Here is a 17,472-nt window from a genome sequence, read left to right as displayed (position 1 = left end):
CGCCTCAGGCGCTCGGCTTCGGGAAGGTGCGCTCGGCGGCGTCCCCGGCCGCCGCCAGGAGGGCGCGGGCGAAGGCGCGGGCCTCCGCCCGGTCCAGCACGATCGCGGCGGTGACCGGCCCGCCGCCGAGGTCGGACAGGGCGAGTTCCAGCCGCACCCCCTCGGGCACCGCGCTCGCCTGGAGGCTCCAGCCAGGCCCCCGCTCCGCGCTCTCCGCCATCGCTCAACCCCTTCCGCGCCCGGGAAAACGCCGCAGGCTTCCGCCGGAACTACCCGAGTCGGGGACTGTTCCCGAGCCGTGCCCAGCGCCTCCCTGCCTCGCCTCGCGACGTTCCTCAAGACCGCGGGCCCCGGGCTCGTCGTCATGCTGGCCGACACGGATGTCGGCAGCCTGATCACGGCGGCCCAGAGCGGCGCCCGCTGGGGCTATTCGCTGCTGCTCCTGCAGATCCTGCTGATCCCGATCCTCTACGTCGTCCAGGAGCTGACGGTGCGGCTCGGCACCGCCACCGGCCGGGGCCATGGCGAGCTGATCCGGGAGCAGTACGGGGCGGTCTGGGCCTGGATCTCCTATGGCGGCCTCGTGGTCGCCGGGATCGGCGCCATCGTGACGGAATTCTCCGGCATCGCCGGCATCGGCGACCTGTTCGGGGTGCCGCGCCTCGTCAGCCTCGGCCTGCCGGCGCTCCTGCTCCTCGGTCTGGTGTTCACGGGCAGCTACCGGCGCGTCGAGCGGGTCGCGATCGTGGTCGGCCTGTTCGAGCTGGTCTTCATCGGCCTCGCCATCGCGGCGCGGCCGAACGTGGGCGAGATCATGTCGTCCTTCGCCCACATGCCGCTCGGGGACGGCCAGTTCCGGGTGCTGATCGCGGCCAATATCGGCGCGGTCATCATGCCGTGGATGATCTTCTACCAGCAATCGGCGATCGTCGACAAAGGCCTCGGCTGGGACCACGCGCGGAACTCGCGGCTCGACACCATCGTGGGCGCCGTGATCTCGCAATGCGTGATGGGGGCGATCCTGATCGCGGCCGCCGCCACGATCGGCAAGGCCGGGCAGGGGACCAAGGACGGCCTGCAGACCGTGGGCGACCTCGCGGGTGCCTTCACGCCGGCTCTGGGGTCCTGGCTCGGGCAGGTGGTGTTCGGGGTCGGGATCATCGCGGCCGCCTTCGTGGCGCTGAACGTCGTATCGCTGGCGCTGGCCTGGGGGTTCGGCGACGTGACCGGGAAGGCGCACTCGTTGGAGCAGTCACCCCGGGAGGCGCCGGCCTTCTACGGCGCCTTCACGCTGGTAGTGGTGGCCGGCGCGGTGGCCGTGCAGCTGGTTCCGAATCTGGTGGCGCTCAACATCGCGGTCGAGGTGATGAACGCCCTGCTGCTGCCGCTGGCGCTCGGCCTGCTGATCCTGCTCGCCACCCGGGCCCTGCCGGAGGGCAAGCGCGTGGACGGCGCCTACAAATGGGTGGTCTACGCGGTCTCGGGCGTCACGATCGCCTTCGCGCTGGTCGGCGTGCTCGACGCGGTCGGACTGCTCTGAGGCGATTGACGCGGGCGGCGCGATGATGTCTCCCGCGGGCTCCATCAGGTGGAGTCGACACATGCAAGAGATCTGGTTCCGCACGGGCGAGGCCACGGTGCTGGCGGCCGAGGGCCAGTACACCGACGCCATGCCGGAGGTGCTGATCGGCTCCGTCCGCGGGCCGGTGGGCCAGGCCTTCGCGTCGATGATGGGGCAGGTGCAGGGCCACACCCGGATGTTCGTGGTGCGCGACCTCAACCAGCTCGTGCGCCCCGCCACGATGATGACCACCAAGGTCACGATCCACACGGCCGAGTATGCCGAGCTCCTCGGCGGCGTGGTCCAGGCGGCCACCGGCGACGCGATCGTGGATTGCATCATCGAGGGCATCCTGCCGAAGGACGGGCTCGACGAGCTGTGCATGATCATCATGATCTGGCTCGATCAGCGCTGCGCCGAGGACGACAACCTCGACCAGAAGGACCTGTACCGGACCAACTATGAGGCGACGAAGCTCGCCATCGCCCGCGCCCTCAAGGGCGAGCCGACGGTGGACGAGCTGATTGCCAACCGGAAGACCGTGAAGCACTACGCCCTGGACGGCGTGATCGAGTACTGATCAGGCCTGCGCCACGGGCGTGCGGGCGTAGAGATCGGCCACGGCGCAATCGAGGCCGAAGCCGGGGAGGGCCAGACGGTCGTCCCCGGTCAGGCGGGTGCGGGTCCAGGTCTCGCCGCTGCGTATCGAAAGGGCCAGCGCGCGACTCTTCTGCTCGATCAGGAGCACGGCCTGACAGAGCGGCAAGGCTTCGTAGCCGGCGCGCTTGACGTCGATCTTCGTCTGGCGCGTGCCGGGCAGCGTCCGGTGGTCGCTCGGCGAGAGGATCTCGGCGGCCAGATAACAGCCGTCAACGACGTTGCGGTCAGGCTCGATGGCGGCCGCGTCGATGACCGCGACGTCCGGGACATAGGTATGGCCCGTGATGAACGGTCTGAGGTCAATGGCGGGATCGTGGATGGCGATCCACGGGGAGCCCGACCGTTCCAGAGCTTCGTTCAGGAGGCGCTGGAGATTTACGACAATGACCTGATGGATGAGGCTCGGCCGAGCCTGCATCACGATCTGGCCCTCGATAAGCTCCCACTTCTCCTCATCGGGGCGCGTCTCGATGAAGTCCCAGAATCCCCGATGGGGATCGGTCCTGTGGACGGGCGGTGTTTCGAGAGTCGTCATGGGCAGCCCGGGCCGAGTCGACGGAGGACAAAAATTCCGCCAGCGCTCCGCCCGGTCAAGGGCGCCTCATCCCGGCGGGATGCGCCCCACCGAGCACAGGGTGCGCATCGTGGTGCTGCCCGGATCGGTGTAGCAGGAAGCCGACCAGCCGTTCTGCTGGATGAACGACTTGCGCCGCTCCGACAGCGAGGTCCGGTAGGCGTTGGCGATGATCGGCTCGACGGTCGAGGCCGCTTCGCCGACCAGGATCTCGGAGGCCACCGAGAGGTCGCGGAAGAAGGTCGCCGAGGGGGCGGGCTCGGCGGAGGTCGCCTGCACGATCGGCTCGGCCCGGCAGGTCACGTCGAACTTGATCGGCCCGGCGAGGCGGATGTCGATGCTGGGGCCCGCGCGCTTGCCGACCTTGCCGCCGATCGCCCCGGCGATCTGGCGGGCGAGGTCGTCGCACGTATCGGCCCGGGCGGCCGCACCCAGCAGTGGCAGGCAGGCGAGGGCGGCGAGGAGGCGCGGTACGGTCGAGCTCGGCATGGCGGCACTCTAGCTTCAGTGCGGCCCCTGTCGAGGGGGCAAGGCAGCCCGCATCCGGGCGAAGCTCGCGAGCCAGGCCGGCGCGACGCGCATCCCCGGCGGCACGAACTCGGCGGGCGGCGGCCGGCGCACGCAATCCTCCAGATAGGTCAGGGACTCTTCGAGCACCGTGCCGGTGAACGGCTTGGCGATCACCGCCGTGGCCCCCGCCATATCCTCGTTGAGGGCCTGGGCGTTGGCGGTCATGAACGCGGCCGTGATGCCGCCGAGGTCGCGCACGGCCTGCGCCACGTCGAGGCCCGAGGAGCCGTCGCCGAGGCGCAGATCGATGAGCACGAGTTCCGGCCGGGTCTCGTGGACGAGGGCGATGGCCTTCCGGGCGGTCATGGCCGTGCCCACGACGCAGTGGCCGGCCTCCTCCAGCATCATCTCGATCTGCATCAGGATGAGGGCTTCATCCTCGACGACGAGAATCCTGAGCGGCTCGGTCACGAGGCCTCCAGACCGCCGGCCATCTCGCGCGGCAGGCGTATGCTGACGATCGTGCCGGGATCGTTGGTCATCCAGGCGATGCTGGCGCTGAGCTGGCGGCAGAGCGTGCCGATCAGGCGCTTCCCGAAGGAGCGCTGTTCCATCACCTGGACGGGCATGCCGACGCCGTCATCGGCGATCTTGATGGTGAAGTAGGCCGAATCCGGCGCCACCGTCACGGAGAGCCGGCCGGGCCGGTCGTCCGGGAAGGCGTGCTTCAGGGCGTTGGTGATCAGCTCGTTCATCATCAGCGCCACGGGGGGCGCCTTGGCGACCGGGATCTCCACGGCCTCCAGGTCGAGATGCAGGCGGATCCGGTCGCCGGAGCCGCGGACGAGGTCGGTGGCGAGGTCGCGGGCGAACTCGGCCACGTCGAACCGTTCGACGTTGTTGGACTGGTAGAGCCGGCGATGGACCGTGCCCAGGGCCTCGACCCGGGTCAGCATCGACTCCATGGCGGTGCGCGCCGCCGGGTCGGTGATCGCCCGCGTCTGCATCGCGAGCAGCGCCGCGATCATCTGAAGGTTATTCTTGACCCGATGATCGACCTCATGGACCAGCATGGTCTGCGTGGCGAGCGCCTCGGTCAGGTCGCGGGTCCGGTGGGCGACCTCGGCCTCGAACCGGTCCTTCTCCTGCTGGACCCGCAGATGCGCGTCCACCCGGTCGGTGACGTCGAGCTGCGAGGCGAAGAAGAACAGCACCTGGCCGGCCTCGTTGACGACCGGGCTCAGATAGAGCGCGTTCCAGAACGGCATCCCGTCCTTGCGGTAGTTCAGGATGTCGATCGCGATGTCGGTGTTGGCCTCGACCGCCTCGCGGATCAGCGCGATGGCGCCACGGTCGGTCTCCTTGCCCTGGAGAAACCGGCAGTTGCGGCCCATCACCTCGTCCCGGCCGTAGCCGGTCATGCGCAGGAAGGCGTCGTTGGCGTAGACGATCGGATTGTCGTTCAGGCGCGGATTGGTGATGATCATCGGCATCCGCGTGGCGCGGACCGCGGCGGCGAACGGGTCGCCCTTGCCCTGTTCGGCGTCGAGCCGGTCTGTCTGGTGCCAAGCGTCGGGCTGTTCCATCGAACCTGCTCTCTCCTGCCCAGCGTTCGTCACCTCCGGCAATCGAATCCTGGCCGCGCTGCCGCGGCCTGCGACCTTAACGGATCAGGTGCGGCAAGAGTTCGGGACTGACATGCTTTCATTCCAAACTTAGCTAGACAGAACGCCGCACCACCCGCAATTTCAGGTTATCATCGGGCCTCAGTGGAAATCCCGGCTTCGATAGACCCGCCGGTCCTGTGCCACGCCGAAATCCGTAGTCTCGGGCGGCAGCTTCATCCCGGCCTCGCGCAGATCGCGAAGCGATGCGGTGAGATCGCGAAACCCCTCGGCTACGAGGTGGACCACCCCGTCCGCCCGCTGGATCCGGCCGCGCACGGCCAGGAACCGGGCCTGCATGGCGATGCGCCGGTTGGCCTCGAACACCGTCTTCCAGACGATCACGTTGGCGATGCCGGTCTCGTCCTCCAGGGTCAGGAAGACCACGCCCTTGGCGGTGCCCGGCCGCTGGCGGATCAGCACGAGCCCCGCCACCGTGACCCGCGCGCCCTGGGCCAGGGCAGGATCGCAATGCGCCCGGGCCGGGATCGCGCCGATCCGGGCGAGCCGCCCCCGGAAGAAGGCGACCGGATGACCCTGGAGCGACAGGCCGGTGGCGGCATAATCCTCGGCCACGGCCTCGGATTGGGCCAGGGCCGGAAGCTCCACCGCCGGCTCGTGGCGGAACAGGCCGTCATCGGCGTGCCACGCGAAGAGCGGCAGGGGCGCGTCGAGGAGATGGGCGCGGCGCTCGGATCCATCAGCTTGAGCCGCCTTGCGGGATGAGGTCCCCTCCAGGGTGCGGACCATCCAGAGGGCGGCGCGCCGGTCGAGGCCGAGCGACCGGAACGCGTCGGCCTCGGCCAGCCGCTCCAGGGCGTTGCGGGGCAGGGCGAGGGACGCCTGAAGCCCCTCGATGCTGGCATAGCCGTTGGCCCGCAGCCGCACGAGCCGGCGCATCGCGGCCTCCGGCAGGCCGCGCACGACGCGCAGGCCGATCCGCACGGCGTGCCGCGTCGGGTCGCCCGCCGGCTCCAGGGTGCAGTCCCAGTCGCTGGCGTTGACGCAGACGCCCCGCACCTCGACCCCATGGGCGCGGGCGTCGCGCACCAGCTGGGCCGGCTGATAGAAGCCCATGGGCTGGGCGTTGAGGATCGCGGCCAGGAAGACGTCGGGGTGCCGGCACTTCATCCAGGCCGAGGCGTAGACGAGGAGCGCGAAGCTCGCCGCGTGGCTCTCCGGGAAGCCGTAGGTGGAGAAGCCGCGGATCTGCGCGAAGCAGCGCTCGGCGAAGTCCTGCGGATAGCCCCGGCGGGTCATGCCGCCCACGAACTTGTCCGCAAACCCGCCGATCGAGCCGACATGGCGGAAGGTCGCCATCGCCCGGCGCAGCCCATCGGCCTCGGCCGGGGTGAAGCCCGCCGCCGTGATGGCGATCTGCATGGCGTGCTCCTGGAAGAGGGGCACGCCGTAGGTCTTTTTCAGGACCTCCTCCAGCTCGTCCGCCGGGCCGTGGTCCGGATGCGGGGCCGGGTATTCCACCGGGTCGATCCCGGAGCGGCGGCGCAGGTAGGGATGGACCATGTCGCCCTGGATCGGGCCGGGGCGCACGATCGCGACCTGCACCACGAGGTCGTAGAACTCCTTCGGCTTGAGGCGCGGCAGCATCGACATCTGCGCCCGGCTCTCGACCTGGAACACGCCGACGGAATCGGCACGCGCCAGCATCGCGTAAGTCTCGGGATCCTCCTGCGGCAGATCGGCGAGCGTCGCGTAGAAGGTGCCGTGGTCCCGCTCCAGGAAGTCGAGGCCGCGCTTGAGGCAGGTCAGCATGCCGAGCGCCAGCACGTCGACCTTCATCAGGCCGATCGCGTCGATGTCGTCCTTGTCCCACTCGATGAAGGTGCGATCCGCCATGGCGCCGTTGCCCACCGGCACGGTCTCGTCGAGGCGGCCCCGGGTCAGCACGAAGCCGCCGACATGCTGCGACAGGTGGCGGGGGAAGCCGATCAGCTGGTGGGCGAGATCCAGCGCCTGCCGGATCGCGGGATTCTCCGGGTCGAGGCCGGCCTCGCGCACGTGCTGGTCCGGCATGCCGGTGCCCCAGGAGCCCCAGACCGTGTCGGCGATCGAAGCGGTCACGTCCTCGGTCAGGCCCAGCACCTTGCCGACCTCGCGGATCGCCATGCGCGGGCGGTAATGGATCACGGTGGCGCAGAGGGCGGCGCGCTCCCGGCCGTAGCGGGCGTAGAGGTGCTGGATCACCTCCTCCCGGCGCTCGTGCTCGAAATCGACGTCGATGTCGGGGGGCTCGCCCCGGTTCTCCGAGATGAAGCGGGCGAAGAGCAGCCGGTGCTTCGACGGGTCCACCGCGGTGATGCCCAGGCAGAAGCACACTGCGGAGTTGGCCGCCGAGCCGCGGCCCTGGCAGAGGATGCCCTTGCTGCGGGCGAATTCGACGACGTCGAACAGGGTCAGGAAGTAGCGGGCGTAGTTCATCTTGGCGATGAGCCGGAGCTCCTCGTGGAGCGTCGCCGCGACGGAGGACGGAATCTCACCGGCATAGCGCCAGCGGGCCCGCTCCCAGGTGATCTCCTCCAGGTAGGCCTGCGGCGTGCGGCCCGGGGGCACCGGCTCGTCGGGATACTCGTAGTGCAGTTCCGACAGGCTGAAGTCGCAGGCCTCGGCGATCTCGACGGTGCGGGCGAGCGCCGCCGGGTGGTCGGCGAACAGCCGGGCCATTTCGGCGCCGGGCTTCAGATGGCGCTCGGCATTGGCCTCCAGGCGGTAGCCGGCCTCCCCGATCCGGCAGCCTTCGCGGATGCAGGTGACCACGTCCTGCAGCGGGCGCCGTTCGGGATGGTGATAGAGCGCGTCCGAGACCGCGACCATCGGGGCGCCGGCGGCCGCACCCAACTCGGCGAGCAGCCCGAGGCGCCGCCGCTCGTCGCCCCGGCGGGCATGGCTCGCCCCCAGGAAGGTCCGGCCCGGCGCCGCGGCGGACAGCGCCTCCAGCCGCGCCCGGAACCCATCGGACAAGCGCCGGGCGGGGGGCATGGCGATGAAGATCTGCCCCTCGGCGGCCTCCAGCATCTCGGCGAAGGCGAAGCGGCATTCGCCCTTGCGGACCCGGCGGTTGCCCAGGGTGAGCAGCCGGCACAGGCGCCCCCAGGCGTCCCGGTTCATCGGGTAGGTGACGGCCTCGAATCCCTCCTCGGTGACGAGGCGCACCCCCGGCAGGATCCGGATCGCGCTGCCCTCCAGAGCGCGGGCCGCCGCGTGGGCGCGCACCACGCCGGCCACGGTGTTGCGGTCGGCGATGCCGATCGCCGTGAGGCCGTAGGCCGCCGCCTGCACGACGAATTCCTGCGGGTGCGAGGCGCCGTGCAGGAAGGAGAAGTTCGTGGTGACGGCGAGTTCGGCGTAAGCGAGGCCGCTCACGCGAACAGCCCGTGGACGTACCACGCCGCCGGACGGTCGGGGGCGTGCGGCCCGTCGCGATAGAGCCAGAGCCGGTGCCCGGCCTCGCACTCGACGCGGTAATAGTCGCGGGGCTCGCCGGGCTCGCGCCACCACTCGGATGCGATCCGCTCCGGCCCCTCGGCATGGGCGACCCGGTGGATCTGCGCCCGCCAGCGGAAGCGCCGGGGCGGCCCCTCGGGCACGGTGGACAGCACGTCGAGAGCGGCCTCGCCCCGGGGGAACAGCACCAGGGGGCGGGGCGGGAGGTGGTCGGGCCAGGGGGAGGCGAGGGGGCATGTCATGGCACGCGCCCTCCCTCCCCCCTCTGCGGGGGAGGGTACCCTGCGAAGCAGGGGGGGAGAGGGGAGCAACGCTTCAGGCAAGGGCTCGCCCGACGTGAAGGCCGCGCCGTATTCTGCACCGTCGCTCCCCTCTCCCGACCCGCTTCGCGGGCCACCCTCCCCCGCAGAGGGGGGAGGGAGATGCGCCCGCGTCCAGCGGATGCCCTTATCCACTGACGATCCCGCCCCCCCTCCGGCCACCCAAAGAACACCCCGCTCAACCCGCTCCGGCAGATGGCTCGCCCGTGGTTCGAGCCGGAGCAGCGCCCGACCGAGCCGCTGCGCCAGGGCGTCGGCCAGGAACCCGATTCCATCGCCCGCGGATGCCGCGCCGAGATCCGTCTGGCGGGCCGGCATGGCGCCCGTCACCGTCACGGCGAGGTCCACCGTCTCGAAGCCGAAGCCGGCATCGAGGGCACGCCCCAGCCGGTCGAGGCGCAGCGACACCAGGGCGGCGACCCGCTCCGGATCGCGCTCGGGCCGGGACAGGCCGAGATCGAGGGCGCGCACGGCCCCGTCGACCCGGTGCAGGGCGAGACGCAGCGCGCAGGCGCCGAGCCCGTCCCGCTCCAACCGGGGGGCGAGCTCCGCCATCAGGTCGTGGGCGGTCCGGACGATGTCCGATTGGCGGCCGATCGGATCGAGGAAGCCGCGGGCGGCGGCATAGTCGGCCGCCTCCGTGAGCGGCGCCAGGGGCTCGGGCCGGCGCGCCAGGGCCTGATCGAGCCGCAGCAGCAGCGCCGCGCCGAACCGGCGGGCCAGCGGTCCGCGGGGCAGGGCGTCGAGGTCGCCGATCCGGCGCAGGCCGAGCCGCTTCAGGCCCGCCACCGTACCGGGATCGAGGCGCAGGGCCTGCACCGGCAAGCCTCGCAGCGCCCCGGCGGCCCCGCCCGGCGGCACGACGATCCGGTCGGCCGCGCCGTGGCGGGCCAGCGCGAAGGCGCCGCCGGGGGTGTCGGCGAGCGCGATCCGCGCCGGGATGTCGGCCCGCGCGAGACGGCCCGCCAGATCGTCGAGGAGGTGCGCCTCGCCGCCGCACAGATGGCTCGCCCCGGCGACGTCGATATAGAGCCCTTCCGACGCCTCGGCCGGGCCGAACGGCGCCACGACGGGCGCGTAGCGGCAAGCCCAGCGACAGAGGCGCAGCAGGGCGTCCCGATCGGCCGCCGGGTCGGCGGGGTAGACCTGGAGCGGCACGCCGATCCGCGCCCGGACCCGCCCCAGGGGCTCGCCGGGCCGCAGGCCCAGAGCCTGGGCCGCCGGATCGAGGGCGAGGAGCCGCAGGCCGCCCGGCCCCTCGGCGGCCACCGCCATTGGCCCGCCCTCAGGCGCGAGACCGGCCCGACGCAGCCGCGTCACCGGCCAGTGGCTCAGGCAGATGCAGACGATGCGCGGCATGGTCCCACTCCAGAAGCCAGTCACCGCCGCGCCCGTTGCGGCAGCGTTCGAGCCGCGCCCGCCAGCGCGGCCTGTCGAGGGTGCCGAACCGGTCCCGGGACGCGGGGGCGGCGGCGATCCGCCAGCGGGTGGCGGCCCCGTTGGGCAGCTCGGCCTCCCCGGGCCGCAGCAGCAGCAGGAGCGGCGGGTCGGGGCCTTCGGCGGCGAGTTGCAGGCGCCGGCCCGGCTTCAGCGGCAGCCCGTCCCGCAGGAGCCCGATCAGGGCCGCCAGGGCGCGGGCGTGCAGGGCCGCCTCCAGGGCGCGAAACACCTCGCCGTCGCTGCCGGCCTCCAGGAGGAGCAGGCGGCCGGGATCGAGGCCGAGACCCATCAGCCCATGGCCGTAGGGCAGGGGCTCGCCGGGGGCGGCGGCGATCAGCGCCTGCCCGGACACCCGGGACAGGTGAAGGCCACAGAGTGCGAGGGCGAAGCCGAGGGCCGCGACCCCGTCCGCGGGCCCGGCCGGCGCGATCTCGTGCGGCGGCCCGAGGGCGAGGCCGCCGCCGGGCAGGTGATCGTCGAGGGCGGGCAGGCCGAGCGGCAGGACCGGGCGCAGGACCCGTCCCTCGTCCGGCGGCGCGAGCTGCGCCCGCAGGGCCGCCAGCCGTGCCCGCGGCTCGCCGCGCGCGGGCGTCCGCCCACAATCGCGCCCAGGATCGCGCCCAGTCTCGTCCGAAGGGTCCAGCCCCATCTCCGTCGGCTCCGGTCATGACGGACGATAGGAACATAACAGGAACACGTTCAAACGGTTTCCGCGGGGCCTTGGAATCCTGCGCTCCCGCAGCAGCTTGGCCTGTGGACGGATGTGGACGCCTGTGGAATCGGCCCTCGCCGCCGGTTTCAACGGTCACGGTTGACCGCAATCGCAGAGCGAGCCCACAAGTCGGCTGCCGCGTGCCGGACGCGGTCGATACGGACTGCGCATGCGCTCAAGCCTCGCTCTCACGCTCCTGCTCGCCCTGTCGGGGGCGGCGCTGGCCCAGCAGCCGGCGGATCCTGGAAGTCCGGGCCGTCCGACACAGGCACGGGACCGGGCGAAGGCCCGGCCTGCGCAGCAGCCGAACCAGCCGATCATGGTCTACGACGCCCGCATCGAGGCCGGCGACCTGCGGATCTCGGGCTCGGTGCGCAAGCCCGGCGCCATCGTGGTGCTGGACGACGACATCTCGATCCAGGCCGACCGGCGCGGACGGTTCGTCTTCCGCCTTCCCTATCGGCCTTCGACCTGCGTGGTGACGCTGAAATCCGAACCGGACGAGCGCGAGGCGGTGGTGGCGAACTGCGCCCCCGAAGGTCCTCCGGGCCCGCCCGGCCCGCAGGGGGTCGCAGGACCACCCGGCGAGACGGGGGCGAAGGGGGATCAGGGTCCCCAGGGCGAGATGGGCCCCAAGGGCGATGCGGGCCCCAAGGGCGAAGTGGGCCCGAAGGGCGAAACGGGTGCCAAGGGCGAAGCGGGTCCGAAGGGCGATACCGGCCCCCAGGGTCCTGTTGGTCCCCAGGGCGCCCCCGGCCCGAAGGGCGAGCCGGGCGAGAAGGGGGCTTCGGGCAGCCAGGGGGCTCCGGGCTTGAGAGGTCAGGCCGGTCCGGCGGGCGGGGCGGGTGCGCGCGGCGAGGCTGGCGCCTCCGCCGCCCTGCGGCCGGTGCGGAAATCCGACTGCGCGGGCGGCTGCACCGTGACCTGCGAGGCCGGGGAGACGCTGGTCACCGCCCATTGCCTCAAGGCCGGCACGCCGACCTATGACGGGGAGGGCGCCACCTGCCCGGGGGAGGCCGCCGGGATCGTGGGCTTCTGCACGCGGCCGTAGTCCGACAGAGGGCCCGGTTTCAGCAGAGCCGGACGTGAGCCCCCTCTCCCTGCGCGCGGGGAACGGCCCGCAGGCACCTTGTCGTGCCTGCGGGAAGCGGAGGCGAAGCCGGAGCGGCGGTGAGGGGGCGATTCCGGGCGAGTCTCTTCCGGGATCGCCCCCTCACCTTCGGCTGCCGCCTCGATGCCCCGACGACGAGGTCGTCGCATCCCTCTCCCCGCAAGCGGGGCGAGGGGAATCCCATCCTGGCTCGGCCTTGAGAACGAAAACTCGATTGTCGGAGCGGGTCGCCGACCTCAGCCGCCGGTTTCGGCCAGCCAGTCGCGCATCCCGGCGGCGGCCGCCCGGCCGCCCGCGATGCTGCCCTGGAGCAGGTAGCCGCCGGTCGGGGCCTCCCAGTCGAGCATCTCGCCCGCCACGAACAGGCCGGGATGCCCCCGCAGCATCGACCGCCCGTCGAGGGCGTCGAGCCGGACACCGCCCGCCGTCGAGATCGCCCGCTCGATCGGTGCCGGGGCGGTGAGGGTGAGCGGTGCGGCCTTGATCAGCCCGGCGAGCGCCCCGGGATCGGCCGGGAGGGTGGCGGCCGTCTCGCGCAGGAGGCCCACCGCCACGGGCGGCAGACCCGCGGCCTTGCGCAGCCGGGTCGCGGTGGAATCGCCGGGCCGGGCGCCGGACAGGCGGCGGGCGAGGGCGTCCCGGGTGAGGTCCGGCCGCAGGTCAATGACGAGCTCGGCGCTGCCCCGGGCGGCGATCGCCTCTCGGAGAACCCGCGACAGGGCGTAGACCGCACCGCCCTCAAGGCCGTCCTGCGTGACCACGGCCTCGCCCCGCGCCATGGCGCCGTCGCAGGCGAGGGCGATGCGCTTCAGCGGCGCGCCGGCGAAGCGCTGCCGGAACACATCGGACCACGCCACCGCGAAGCCGACATTGGCCGGCCGCAGGGGCGCGACCGCGACGCCGAGCCCTTCGAGGAGCGGCACCCAGCGCCCGTCCGAGCCGAGCCGCGGCCAGCTCGCCCCGCCGAGCGCCAGCAGGGTCGCCCGGGGCCGGATCTCGATGGGGCCGTCCGGGGTCTCGAAGGCCAGCGCCGCGCCCAGGGCCGTGAGCCGGTGCCGGGTCCGGATCCGGACGCCGAGGCTTTCGAGCCGCGCGAGCCATCCCCGCAGCAGGGGCGAGGCCTTGAAGCTCCGCGGGAAGACGCGCCCGCTCGATCCCACGAAGGTCGGCTCGCCGAGCTCCGCGCACCAATCCCGCAGGGTCTCGGGCGGGAAGGCCGCGATGGCGGCGTCGAGGTAGCCGTGCGGATGGTAGCGGGCGAGGAAGTCCCGTCGCACCTCGCTGTGGGTGATGTTGAGGCCGCCCCGCCCGGCGATCAGCAGCTTGCGGGCGACCGAGGGCATGCGCTCGTAGACCGTGACCGCCCGGCCGGCCTCGCCCAGCACCTCGGCCGCGGCGAGCCCGGCCGGCCCACCGCCCACGATGGCGATCTCGTCCCTGTCCTGCGGCATCCGCCGGGAGAGGGGCAGGCAGGCCGGTCCTGTCAAGGGTGGGGCCGCGGTGAGCGGGCCGTGGTCGAGCCGCGGAACCCGGACCGGCAGAAAAAAATTCTCCTTCATCCCCGAAGCTGCCGCACTCGACGCGCCTGGCTCGGCCGCGCTTCCCGAAACCACAGAGGCTCAGACACGTGGCCAGCCCCGTCGCCATCACCGGGAGTCCGAGCATTCCCGCCGCGCAGGCCCAGCTCGGCCAGGCTGAGATCCGCGCGATCGTCTACGGCCTGATGACCGCGATGCTGCTCGCGGCCCTCGACCAGACCATCGTGGCGACCGCCATGCCGACCATCGGGCTGGCTCTGGGCGACGCCGCCAACCTGCCCTGGATCGTCACCGCCTACCTGCTCGCCTCCACCGCGGTGACGCCGCTCTACGGCAAGCTGTCCGACATCCACGGCCGGCGGATCATGCTGCTGATCGCCATCACGACCTTCGTGCTCGGTTCGGTCGCCTGCGCGCTCGCCCCCACGATGGTGGGGCTGGCGCTGGCCCGGGGCCTCCAGGGGATCGGCGGCGGCGGGCTGATCGCGCTGTCGCAGACGATCCTCGCCGACATCATGTCCCCCAAGGAGCGGGCGCGCTATCAGGTGGTGATCGCCGGGGTGTTCGTGGCGGCCTCGGTGGCCGGACCGCTGCTCGGCGGCTTCTTCGCCCAGCACCTGCACTGGTCGCTGATCTTCTGGATCAACCTGCCGATCGGAATCCTCGCCTTCGCGCTGACCAACGCCAACCTGAAGCGCCTGCCCCGCCACGAGCGGCGCCATCGGCTCGACTGGCCCGGGGCCGCTCTGATGGTCTCGGGCTCGATCGCCCTGCTGCTCGCCCTGAGCTGGGGCGGCGTGCGCTATCCCTGGGGCTCGGCGCCGGTGCTGAGCCTCCTCGCCCTGGCCCTCGTGCTCGGCGGCGGCTTCGCGGCCCGGCTCGCCACGGCACCCGAGCCGCTGATCCCCACCGAGGTGCTGCGCAACCAAGTGGTCTACAGCGCGACGCTCGCGGCCTGCTTCGCCATGGGCACCTTCATCGGGCTCACCATCTACGTGCCGATCTTCCTCGAAGGGGTGATCGGCCTCTCGGCGAGCGAGTCCGGCGTGGCGTTGGTGCCGCTCATGATCGGCACCGTGACGGGCGCCACCCTGTCGGGCCGGTCGATGATCTATTTCCGGCACTACAAGCGGGTGCCGCTCATCATGATGAGCGTCAGCATCGCCTGCTGCGCCGTCATCGCGTGGCAGGGACGGGCGCTGCCGTTCTGGCTGATGGAGGTGCTGTTCGCGCTGCTCTCCATGGGGATCGGGACGATCCTGCCGCTCTCGACCATCGCGATCCAGAACGCGGTGGCGCGCCACCAGCTCGGCATCGCCACGGCCTCCATGAATTTCTTCCGGTCGCTGGGCGGGGCGCTGATCGTGGCGGCCTTCGGCACGATCGTTCTGGGTGGCGCCTCGGGCGGGGCCGGGGGGCACGATGTCGAGAGCCTGATCCGCGGCGCCGACCCGGCGCAGCTCGCCCTGACCTTCCGATACGTGTTCGGGGCGGCCTGCTTAGGATTGCTGGCGGCCTTCGCGTTCCTGGCGCTGATGGAGGAGCGGCCGCTGGGTGGCCAGGGCACGCCGCGGATGAGCGGCGCGCCGGAAGCGCCGGAGGCGTAAGCCGCCCTGCGCGAAGCGTGGCCGCGCGTCTGCCCTTGATTCGCCCGGATCACCGCTTACCTCGGCCTCATCGGCTGCGGGCCCCTCTGGCGGGCGCTTCCCAGCGCCCGTGATGTCGGAGCCGATGCTTTCCATTCGGAATCAGCATCAGGTCCCGCGTATGATGGACGTTCTCACCATCGAATGGCTCGGCAAGCCGTTGTGGATGTGGCTCGGCTTCCACGTCCTGATCGCGTGTTTGCTCGCCTTCGACCTCGGCCTCCTGCACCGGGACAAGGAGCACGAGATCGGCGTCCGGGAGAGCCTATTGCTCACCGGCTTCTATCTAGCCCTCGGCCTCGCCTTCGGCGGCTGGATCTGGTGGTATCTCGGGCCCCAGGCCGGCGAGGAATACGTCACCGGCCTCGTGGTCGAGAAGTCGCTGTCCATGGACAACGTCTTCGTCATCGCCATGATCCTGACCGCTCTGGGTATCCCGCGGGCCGCCCAGCACCGGGTCCTGCTCTGGGGCATCCTGGCGGCGGTGCTGCTGCGCGGGCTGATGATCGGGCTCGGCGCCGCCCTGGTGCATCAGGTACATTGGGTGCTGTCGCTGTTCGCAGCCTTCCTGATCTATGCCGGCCTGAAGATCCTGATCTCGGGCGAGGAGGACGAAGGCGACTTCCAGAACAGTGCCGTGGTGCGCTGGTTCAAGAAGACCTTCCGGGTCACGCCGGACCTGCACGGCCAGCGCTTCGCCATCCGCAAGACCGATCCGAAGACCGGCAAGGTCGCCCTGTGGTTCACGCCGCTGGCGCTGGCCCTGGTGCTGGTCAACGGCGCCGACGTGATCTTCGCGGTCGACAGCGTGCCGGCGATCTTCGCGATCACCACCGACACCTTCGTGGTCTACACATCGAACATCTTCGCGATCCTGGGGCTGCGCGCCCTCTACTTCGCGCTCGCCGCGATGGTGGATCGCTTCGCCTATCTCAAGACGGCGCTCGCCTTCATCCTGATCTTCATCGGCACCAAGATCGTGGTCGCCGACACGTTCGGCCTCGTCACGGTGCCGCCGTGGGTCTCCCTGGTGGTGACGCTGACCTTCCTGGCGGCGGGCGTCGCCTACAGCCTGTGGCGCACCCGGAAAGACCCCCCCGCGGTTCCGGACGAGTCCGAACACCCGCACCCGGCGCGGGCCCACAGGGCCTGAAGTCCGGGTCCGAAAGGACTGGATCCTTTCGCGGGTCCAGGGGGAGAGCCCTGGTATCGGGGGCTCTCAGCCCTGCGCCGGCAGGGCCGCGATCAGGTCCCGCAGGGTGGTGATGGTCGAGGCGTCGGCCACGCCGTCCACCCGCGCCTGCCGGAAATGGCGCTGAAACGCGGTGACCACCGCCCGGGTGCGTGCGTCGAACAGCCCGGTGACCGGCAGGTCGTAACCGTAGAGGGCGAACATCGCCTGAAGGGCCTCCACGGGCTGGCCGGCATCGCCCTGGGCGAAGAAGCGCCCGTCCCGCAGGGTGGCGGGCGGCACCCAGTGGCCGATGCCCGCCGCCGCGAGGCGGTCCCATGGAAACGTCTCCCCTGGATCCTCCTTGCGCTCGGGGGCGATGTCGGAATGGGCGAGCACCCGTTCCGGCGGGATCGGCCAGCGGCCGAGGATGTCCCGGGCCAGCACGATCACCGCATCGACCTGCGCCGCCGGGTAGGGCGGTAGCCCGCCGGCATGGCCCGGATGGACGATCTCGACCCCGATGGAGCGGGCGTTGATATCGGTCTCGCCCTTCCACATGCCCGCACCCGCATGCCACGCCCGGCGCGCCTCCGGCACCATCTGGACGATGCCGCCATCCTCGAACACGAGGTAATGGGCCGAGACCTCGCTCAGCGGATCGCGCAGCCGCGCCAGGGCGGCGGCCCCGCTGGCCATGCCGGTGTAGTGCAGCACCAGGATGTCGGGCCGGCTGCCCCGGCGCTCGCCGTGGTTCGGCGAGGGGGCGACGCGGCGGGCGAGGGGGCTGTCGGGGGTCAGCGTCATGGCGCGCTTGTGCCACGGTTCGCGTCGAGAGGCACCGGACCGTCAGCGGCAACCGTAGACCGGCGGCCGCATGGCCCGCCCGGCGCCGGCATCGTGGTTCCGGTCACGCACGACGATGGCGCGCCGGAGAATCCACCGGTTCTGCGGGGGGGGACCATCCGCCGACACCCGCGGCCCCGCTCGAACAGGGACGGACGCTGGTGCATCGATCAAGACGGAGGCTTCAGCCGAGTCTGGAAAGATTGATGCTGGAACAATGAGCGAGTACTCACTCGCAAGAACGAAGTGAGTGCGTC

At 71.6% G+C, this 17,472-nt stretch carries 15 protein-coding genes; 5 read left to right on the top strand and 10 right to left on the bottom strand.

Annotated features, from left to right (window positions below):
- Positions 1–4: 4 nt before the first annotated feature.
- The gene (locus AAHG09_RS18240; protein WP_342108868.1) at positions 5–220 is read right to left on the bottom strand and encodes a hypothetical protein; all 216 of its coding nucleotides are present in this window, start codon (positions 218–220) and stop codon (positions 5–7) included.
- Between the two features lie 78 nt (positions 221–298).
- On the opposite strand from AAHG09_RS18240, the gene AAHG09_RS18235 reads away from it, so the two are divergent.
- Both AAHG09_RS18235 and fae read left to right on the top strand, forming a co-directional pair.
- Positions 299–1,540 carry an NRAMP family divalent metal transporter gene (locus AAHG09_RS18235; RefSeq protein ID WP_342108867.1) on the top strand — a complete coding sequence of 414 codons (1,242 nt, stop codon included), beginning with the start codon at positions 299–301 and terminating at the stop codon, positions 1,538–1,540.
- Between the two features lie 61 nt (positions 1,541–1,601).
- Positions 1,602–2,141: a formaldehyde-activating enzyme gene (gene fae / locus AAHG09_RS18230; RefSeq protein WP_020092273.1), complete on the top strand. Its 540-nt coding sequence runs from the start codon at positions 1,602–1,604 to the stop codon at positions 2,139–2,141.
- Here fae and AAHG09_RS18225 read toward each other — a convergent pair whose 3' ends face one another.
- The 7 genes from AAHG09_RS18225 to AAHG09_RS18195 form a co-directional block, all read right to left on the bottom strand.
- A complete protein-coding gene (locus AAHG09_RS18225; protein ID WP_342108866.1) occupies positions 2,142–2,756 on the bottom strand; it encodes a Uma2 family endonuclease in 615 nt (204 codons plus the stop codon).
- A gap of 66 nt (positions 2,757–2,822) precedes the next feature.
- Positions 2,823–3,284 (bottom strand): hypothetical protein, encoded by a 462-nt coding sequence (locus tag AAHG09_RS18220; protein ID WP_342108865.1) that lies wholly within the window; start codon positions 3,282–3,284, stop codon positions 2,823–2,825.
- A 15-nt stretch (positions 3,285–3,299) separates the two neighbouring features.
- A complete protein-coding gene (locus AAHG09_RS18215; protein WP_342108864.1) occupies positions 3,300–3,776 on the bottom strand; it encodes a response regulator in 477 nt (158 codons plus the stop codon).
- Positions 3,773–4,891, bottom strand: a complete 1,119-nt coding sequence (locus AAHG09_RS18210; protein ID WP_342108863.1) for a histidine kinase dimerization/phosphoacceptor domain -containing protein — start codon at positions 4,889–4,891, stop codon at positions 3,773–3,775. The genes AAHG09_RS18215 and AAHG09_RS18210 overlap by 4 nt, the downstream gene beginning before the upstream one ends.
- 180 nt (positions 4,892–5,071) lie before the next feature.
- Complete coding sequence (locus AAHG09_RS18205) at positions 5,072–8,350, bottom strand: error-prone DNA polymerase (protein ID WP_342108862.1); 3,279 nt, start codon at positions 8,348–8,350, stop codon at positions 5,072–5,074.
- Positions 8,347–10,110: a DUF6504 family protein gene (locus AAHG09_RS18200; protein ID WP_342108861.1), complete on the bottom strand. Its 1,764-nt coding sequence runs from the start codon at positions 10,108–10,110 to the stop codon at positions 8,347–8,349. The genes AAHG09_RS18205 and AAHG09_RS18200 overlap by 4 nt, the downstream gene beginning before the upstream one ends.
- The gene (locus AAHG09_RS18195; protein WP_342108860.1) at positions 10,037–10,840 is read right to left on the bottom strand and encodes an ImuA family protein; all 804 of its coding nucleotides are present in this window, start codon (positions 10,838–10,840) and stop codon (positions 10,037–10,039) included. Before AAHG09_RS18195 ends, AAHG09_RS18200 begins: the two co-directional genes overlap by 74 nt.
- Positions 10,841–11,072: 232 nt before the next feature.
- On the opposite strand from AAHG09_RS18195, the gene AAHG09_RS18190 reads away from it, so the two are divergent.
- Positions 11,073–11,954: a collagen-like protein gene (locus AAHG09_RS18190; protein WP_342108859.1), complete on the top strand. Its 882-nt coding sequence runs from the start codon at positions 11,073–11,075 to the stop codon at positions 11,952–11,954.
- A gap of 296 nt (positions 11,955–12,250) precedes the next feature.
- On the opposite strand, the gene AAHG09_RS18185 is transcribed toward AAHG09_RS18190, so the two are convergent.
- Positions 12,251–13,465, bottom strand: a complete 1,215-nt coding sequence (locus AAHG09_RS18185; protein WP_342108957.1) for a TIGR03862 family flavoprotein — start codon at positions 13,463–13,465, stop codon at positions 12,251–12,253.
- A gap of 176 nt (positions 13,466–13,641) precedes the next feature.
- Here AAHG09_RS18185 and AAHG09_RS18180 point away from each other — a divergent pair, with 176 nt between their 5' ends.
- Together AAHG09_RS18180 and AAHG09_RS18175 are read left to right on the top strand one after the other, a co-directional pair.
- The gene (locus AAHG09_RS18180) at positions 13,642–15,159 is read left to right on the top strand and encodes an MDR family MFS transporter (RefSeq protein ID WP_342108858.1); all 1,518 of its coding nucleotides are present in this window, start codon (positions 13,642–13,644) and stop codon (positions 15,157–15,159) included.
- 160 nt (positions 15,160–15,319) lie between these two features.
- Positions 15,320–16,351, top strand: a complete 1,032-nt coding sequence (locus AAHG09_RS18175) for a TerC family protein (RefSeq protein ID WP_342108857.1) — start codon at positions 15,320–15,322, stop codon at positions 16,349–16,351.
- 66 nt (positions 16,352–16,417) lie between these two features.
- Here AAHG09_RS18175 and AAHG09_RS18170 read toward each other — a convergent pair whose 3' ends face one another.
- Entirely contained in the window at positions 16,418–17,176 is a 759-nt protein-coding gene (locus AAHG09_RS18170) for an N-acetylmuramoyl-L-alanine amidase (RefSeq protein ID WP_342108856.1), read from the bottom strand.
- Positions 17,177–17,472 lie beyond the last annotated feature (296 nt).

The organism is Methylobacterium guangdongense, assembly GCF_038442355.1.
Classification (GTDB): domain Bacteria; phylum Pseudomonadota; class Alphaproteobacteria; order Rhizobiales; family Beijerinckiaceae; genus Methylobacterium; species Methylobacterium guangdongense.
This window is presented reverse-complemented; position numbering and strand designations above follow the sequence as displayed.

What these genes read in the sequence shown, in the direction of transcription:
- AAHG09_RS18240 (WP_342108868.1), bottom strand. Translation starts at nt 220, where the DNA reads ATGGCGGAGAGCGCGGAGCGGGGGCCTGGCTGGAGCCTCCAGGCGAGC.
- fae (WP_020092273.1), top strand. Translation starts at nt 1,602, where the DNA reads ATGCAAGAGATCTGGTTCCGCACGGGCGAGGCCACGGTGCTGGCGGCC.
- AAHG09_RS18225 (WP_342108866.1), bottom strand. Translation starts at nt 2,756, where the DNA reads ATGACGACTCTCGAAACACCGCCCGTCCACAGGACCGATCCCCATCGG.
- AAHG09_RS18220 (WP_342108865.1), bottom strand. Translation starts at nt 3,284, where the DNA reads ATGCCGAGCTCGACCGTACCGCGCCTCCTCGCCGCCCTCGCCTGCCTG.
- AAHG09_RS18210 (WP_342108863.1), bottom strand. Translation starts at nt 4,891, where the DNA reads ATGGAACAGCCCGACGCTTGGCACCAGACAGACCGGCTCGACGCCGAA.
- AAHG09_RS18200 (WP_342108861.1), bottom strand. Translation starts at nt 10,110, where the DNA reads ATGCCGCGCATCGTCTGCATCTGCCTGAGCCACTGGCCGGTGACGCGG.
- AAHG09_RS18195 (WP_342108860.1), bottom strand. Translation starts at nt 10,840, where the DNA reads ATGGGGCTGGACCCTTCGGACGAGACTGGGCGCGATCCTGGGCGCGAT.
- AAHG09_RS18190 (WP_342108859.1), top strand. Translation starts at nt 11,073, where the DNA reads ATGCGCTCAAGCCTCGCTCTCACGCTCCTGCTCGCCCTGTCGGGGGCG.
- AAHG09_RS18185 (WP_342108957.1), bottom strand. Translation starts at nt 13,465, where the DNA reads ATGCCGCAGGACAGGGACGAGATCGCCATCGTGGGCGGTGGGCCGGCC.
- AAHG09_RS18175 (WP_342108857.1), top strand. Translation starts at nt 15,320, where the DNA reads ATGATGGACGTTCTCACCATCGAATGGCTCGGCAAGCCGTTGTGGATG.
- AAHG09_RS18170 (WP_342108856.1), bottom strand. Translation starts at nt 17,176, where the DNA reads ATGACGCTGACCCCCGACAGCCCCCTCGCCCGCCGCGTCGCCCCCTCG.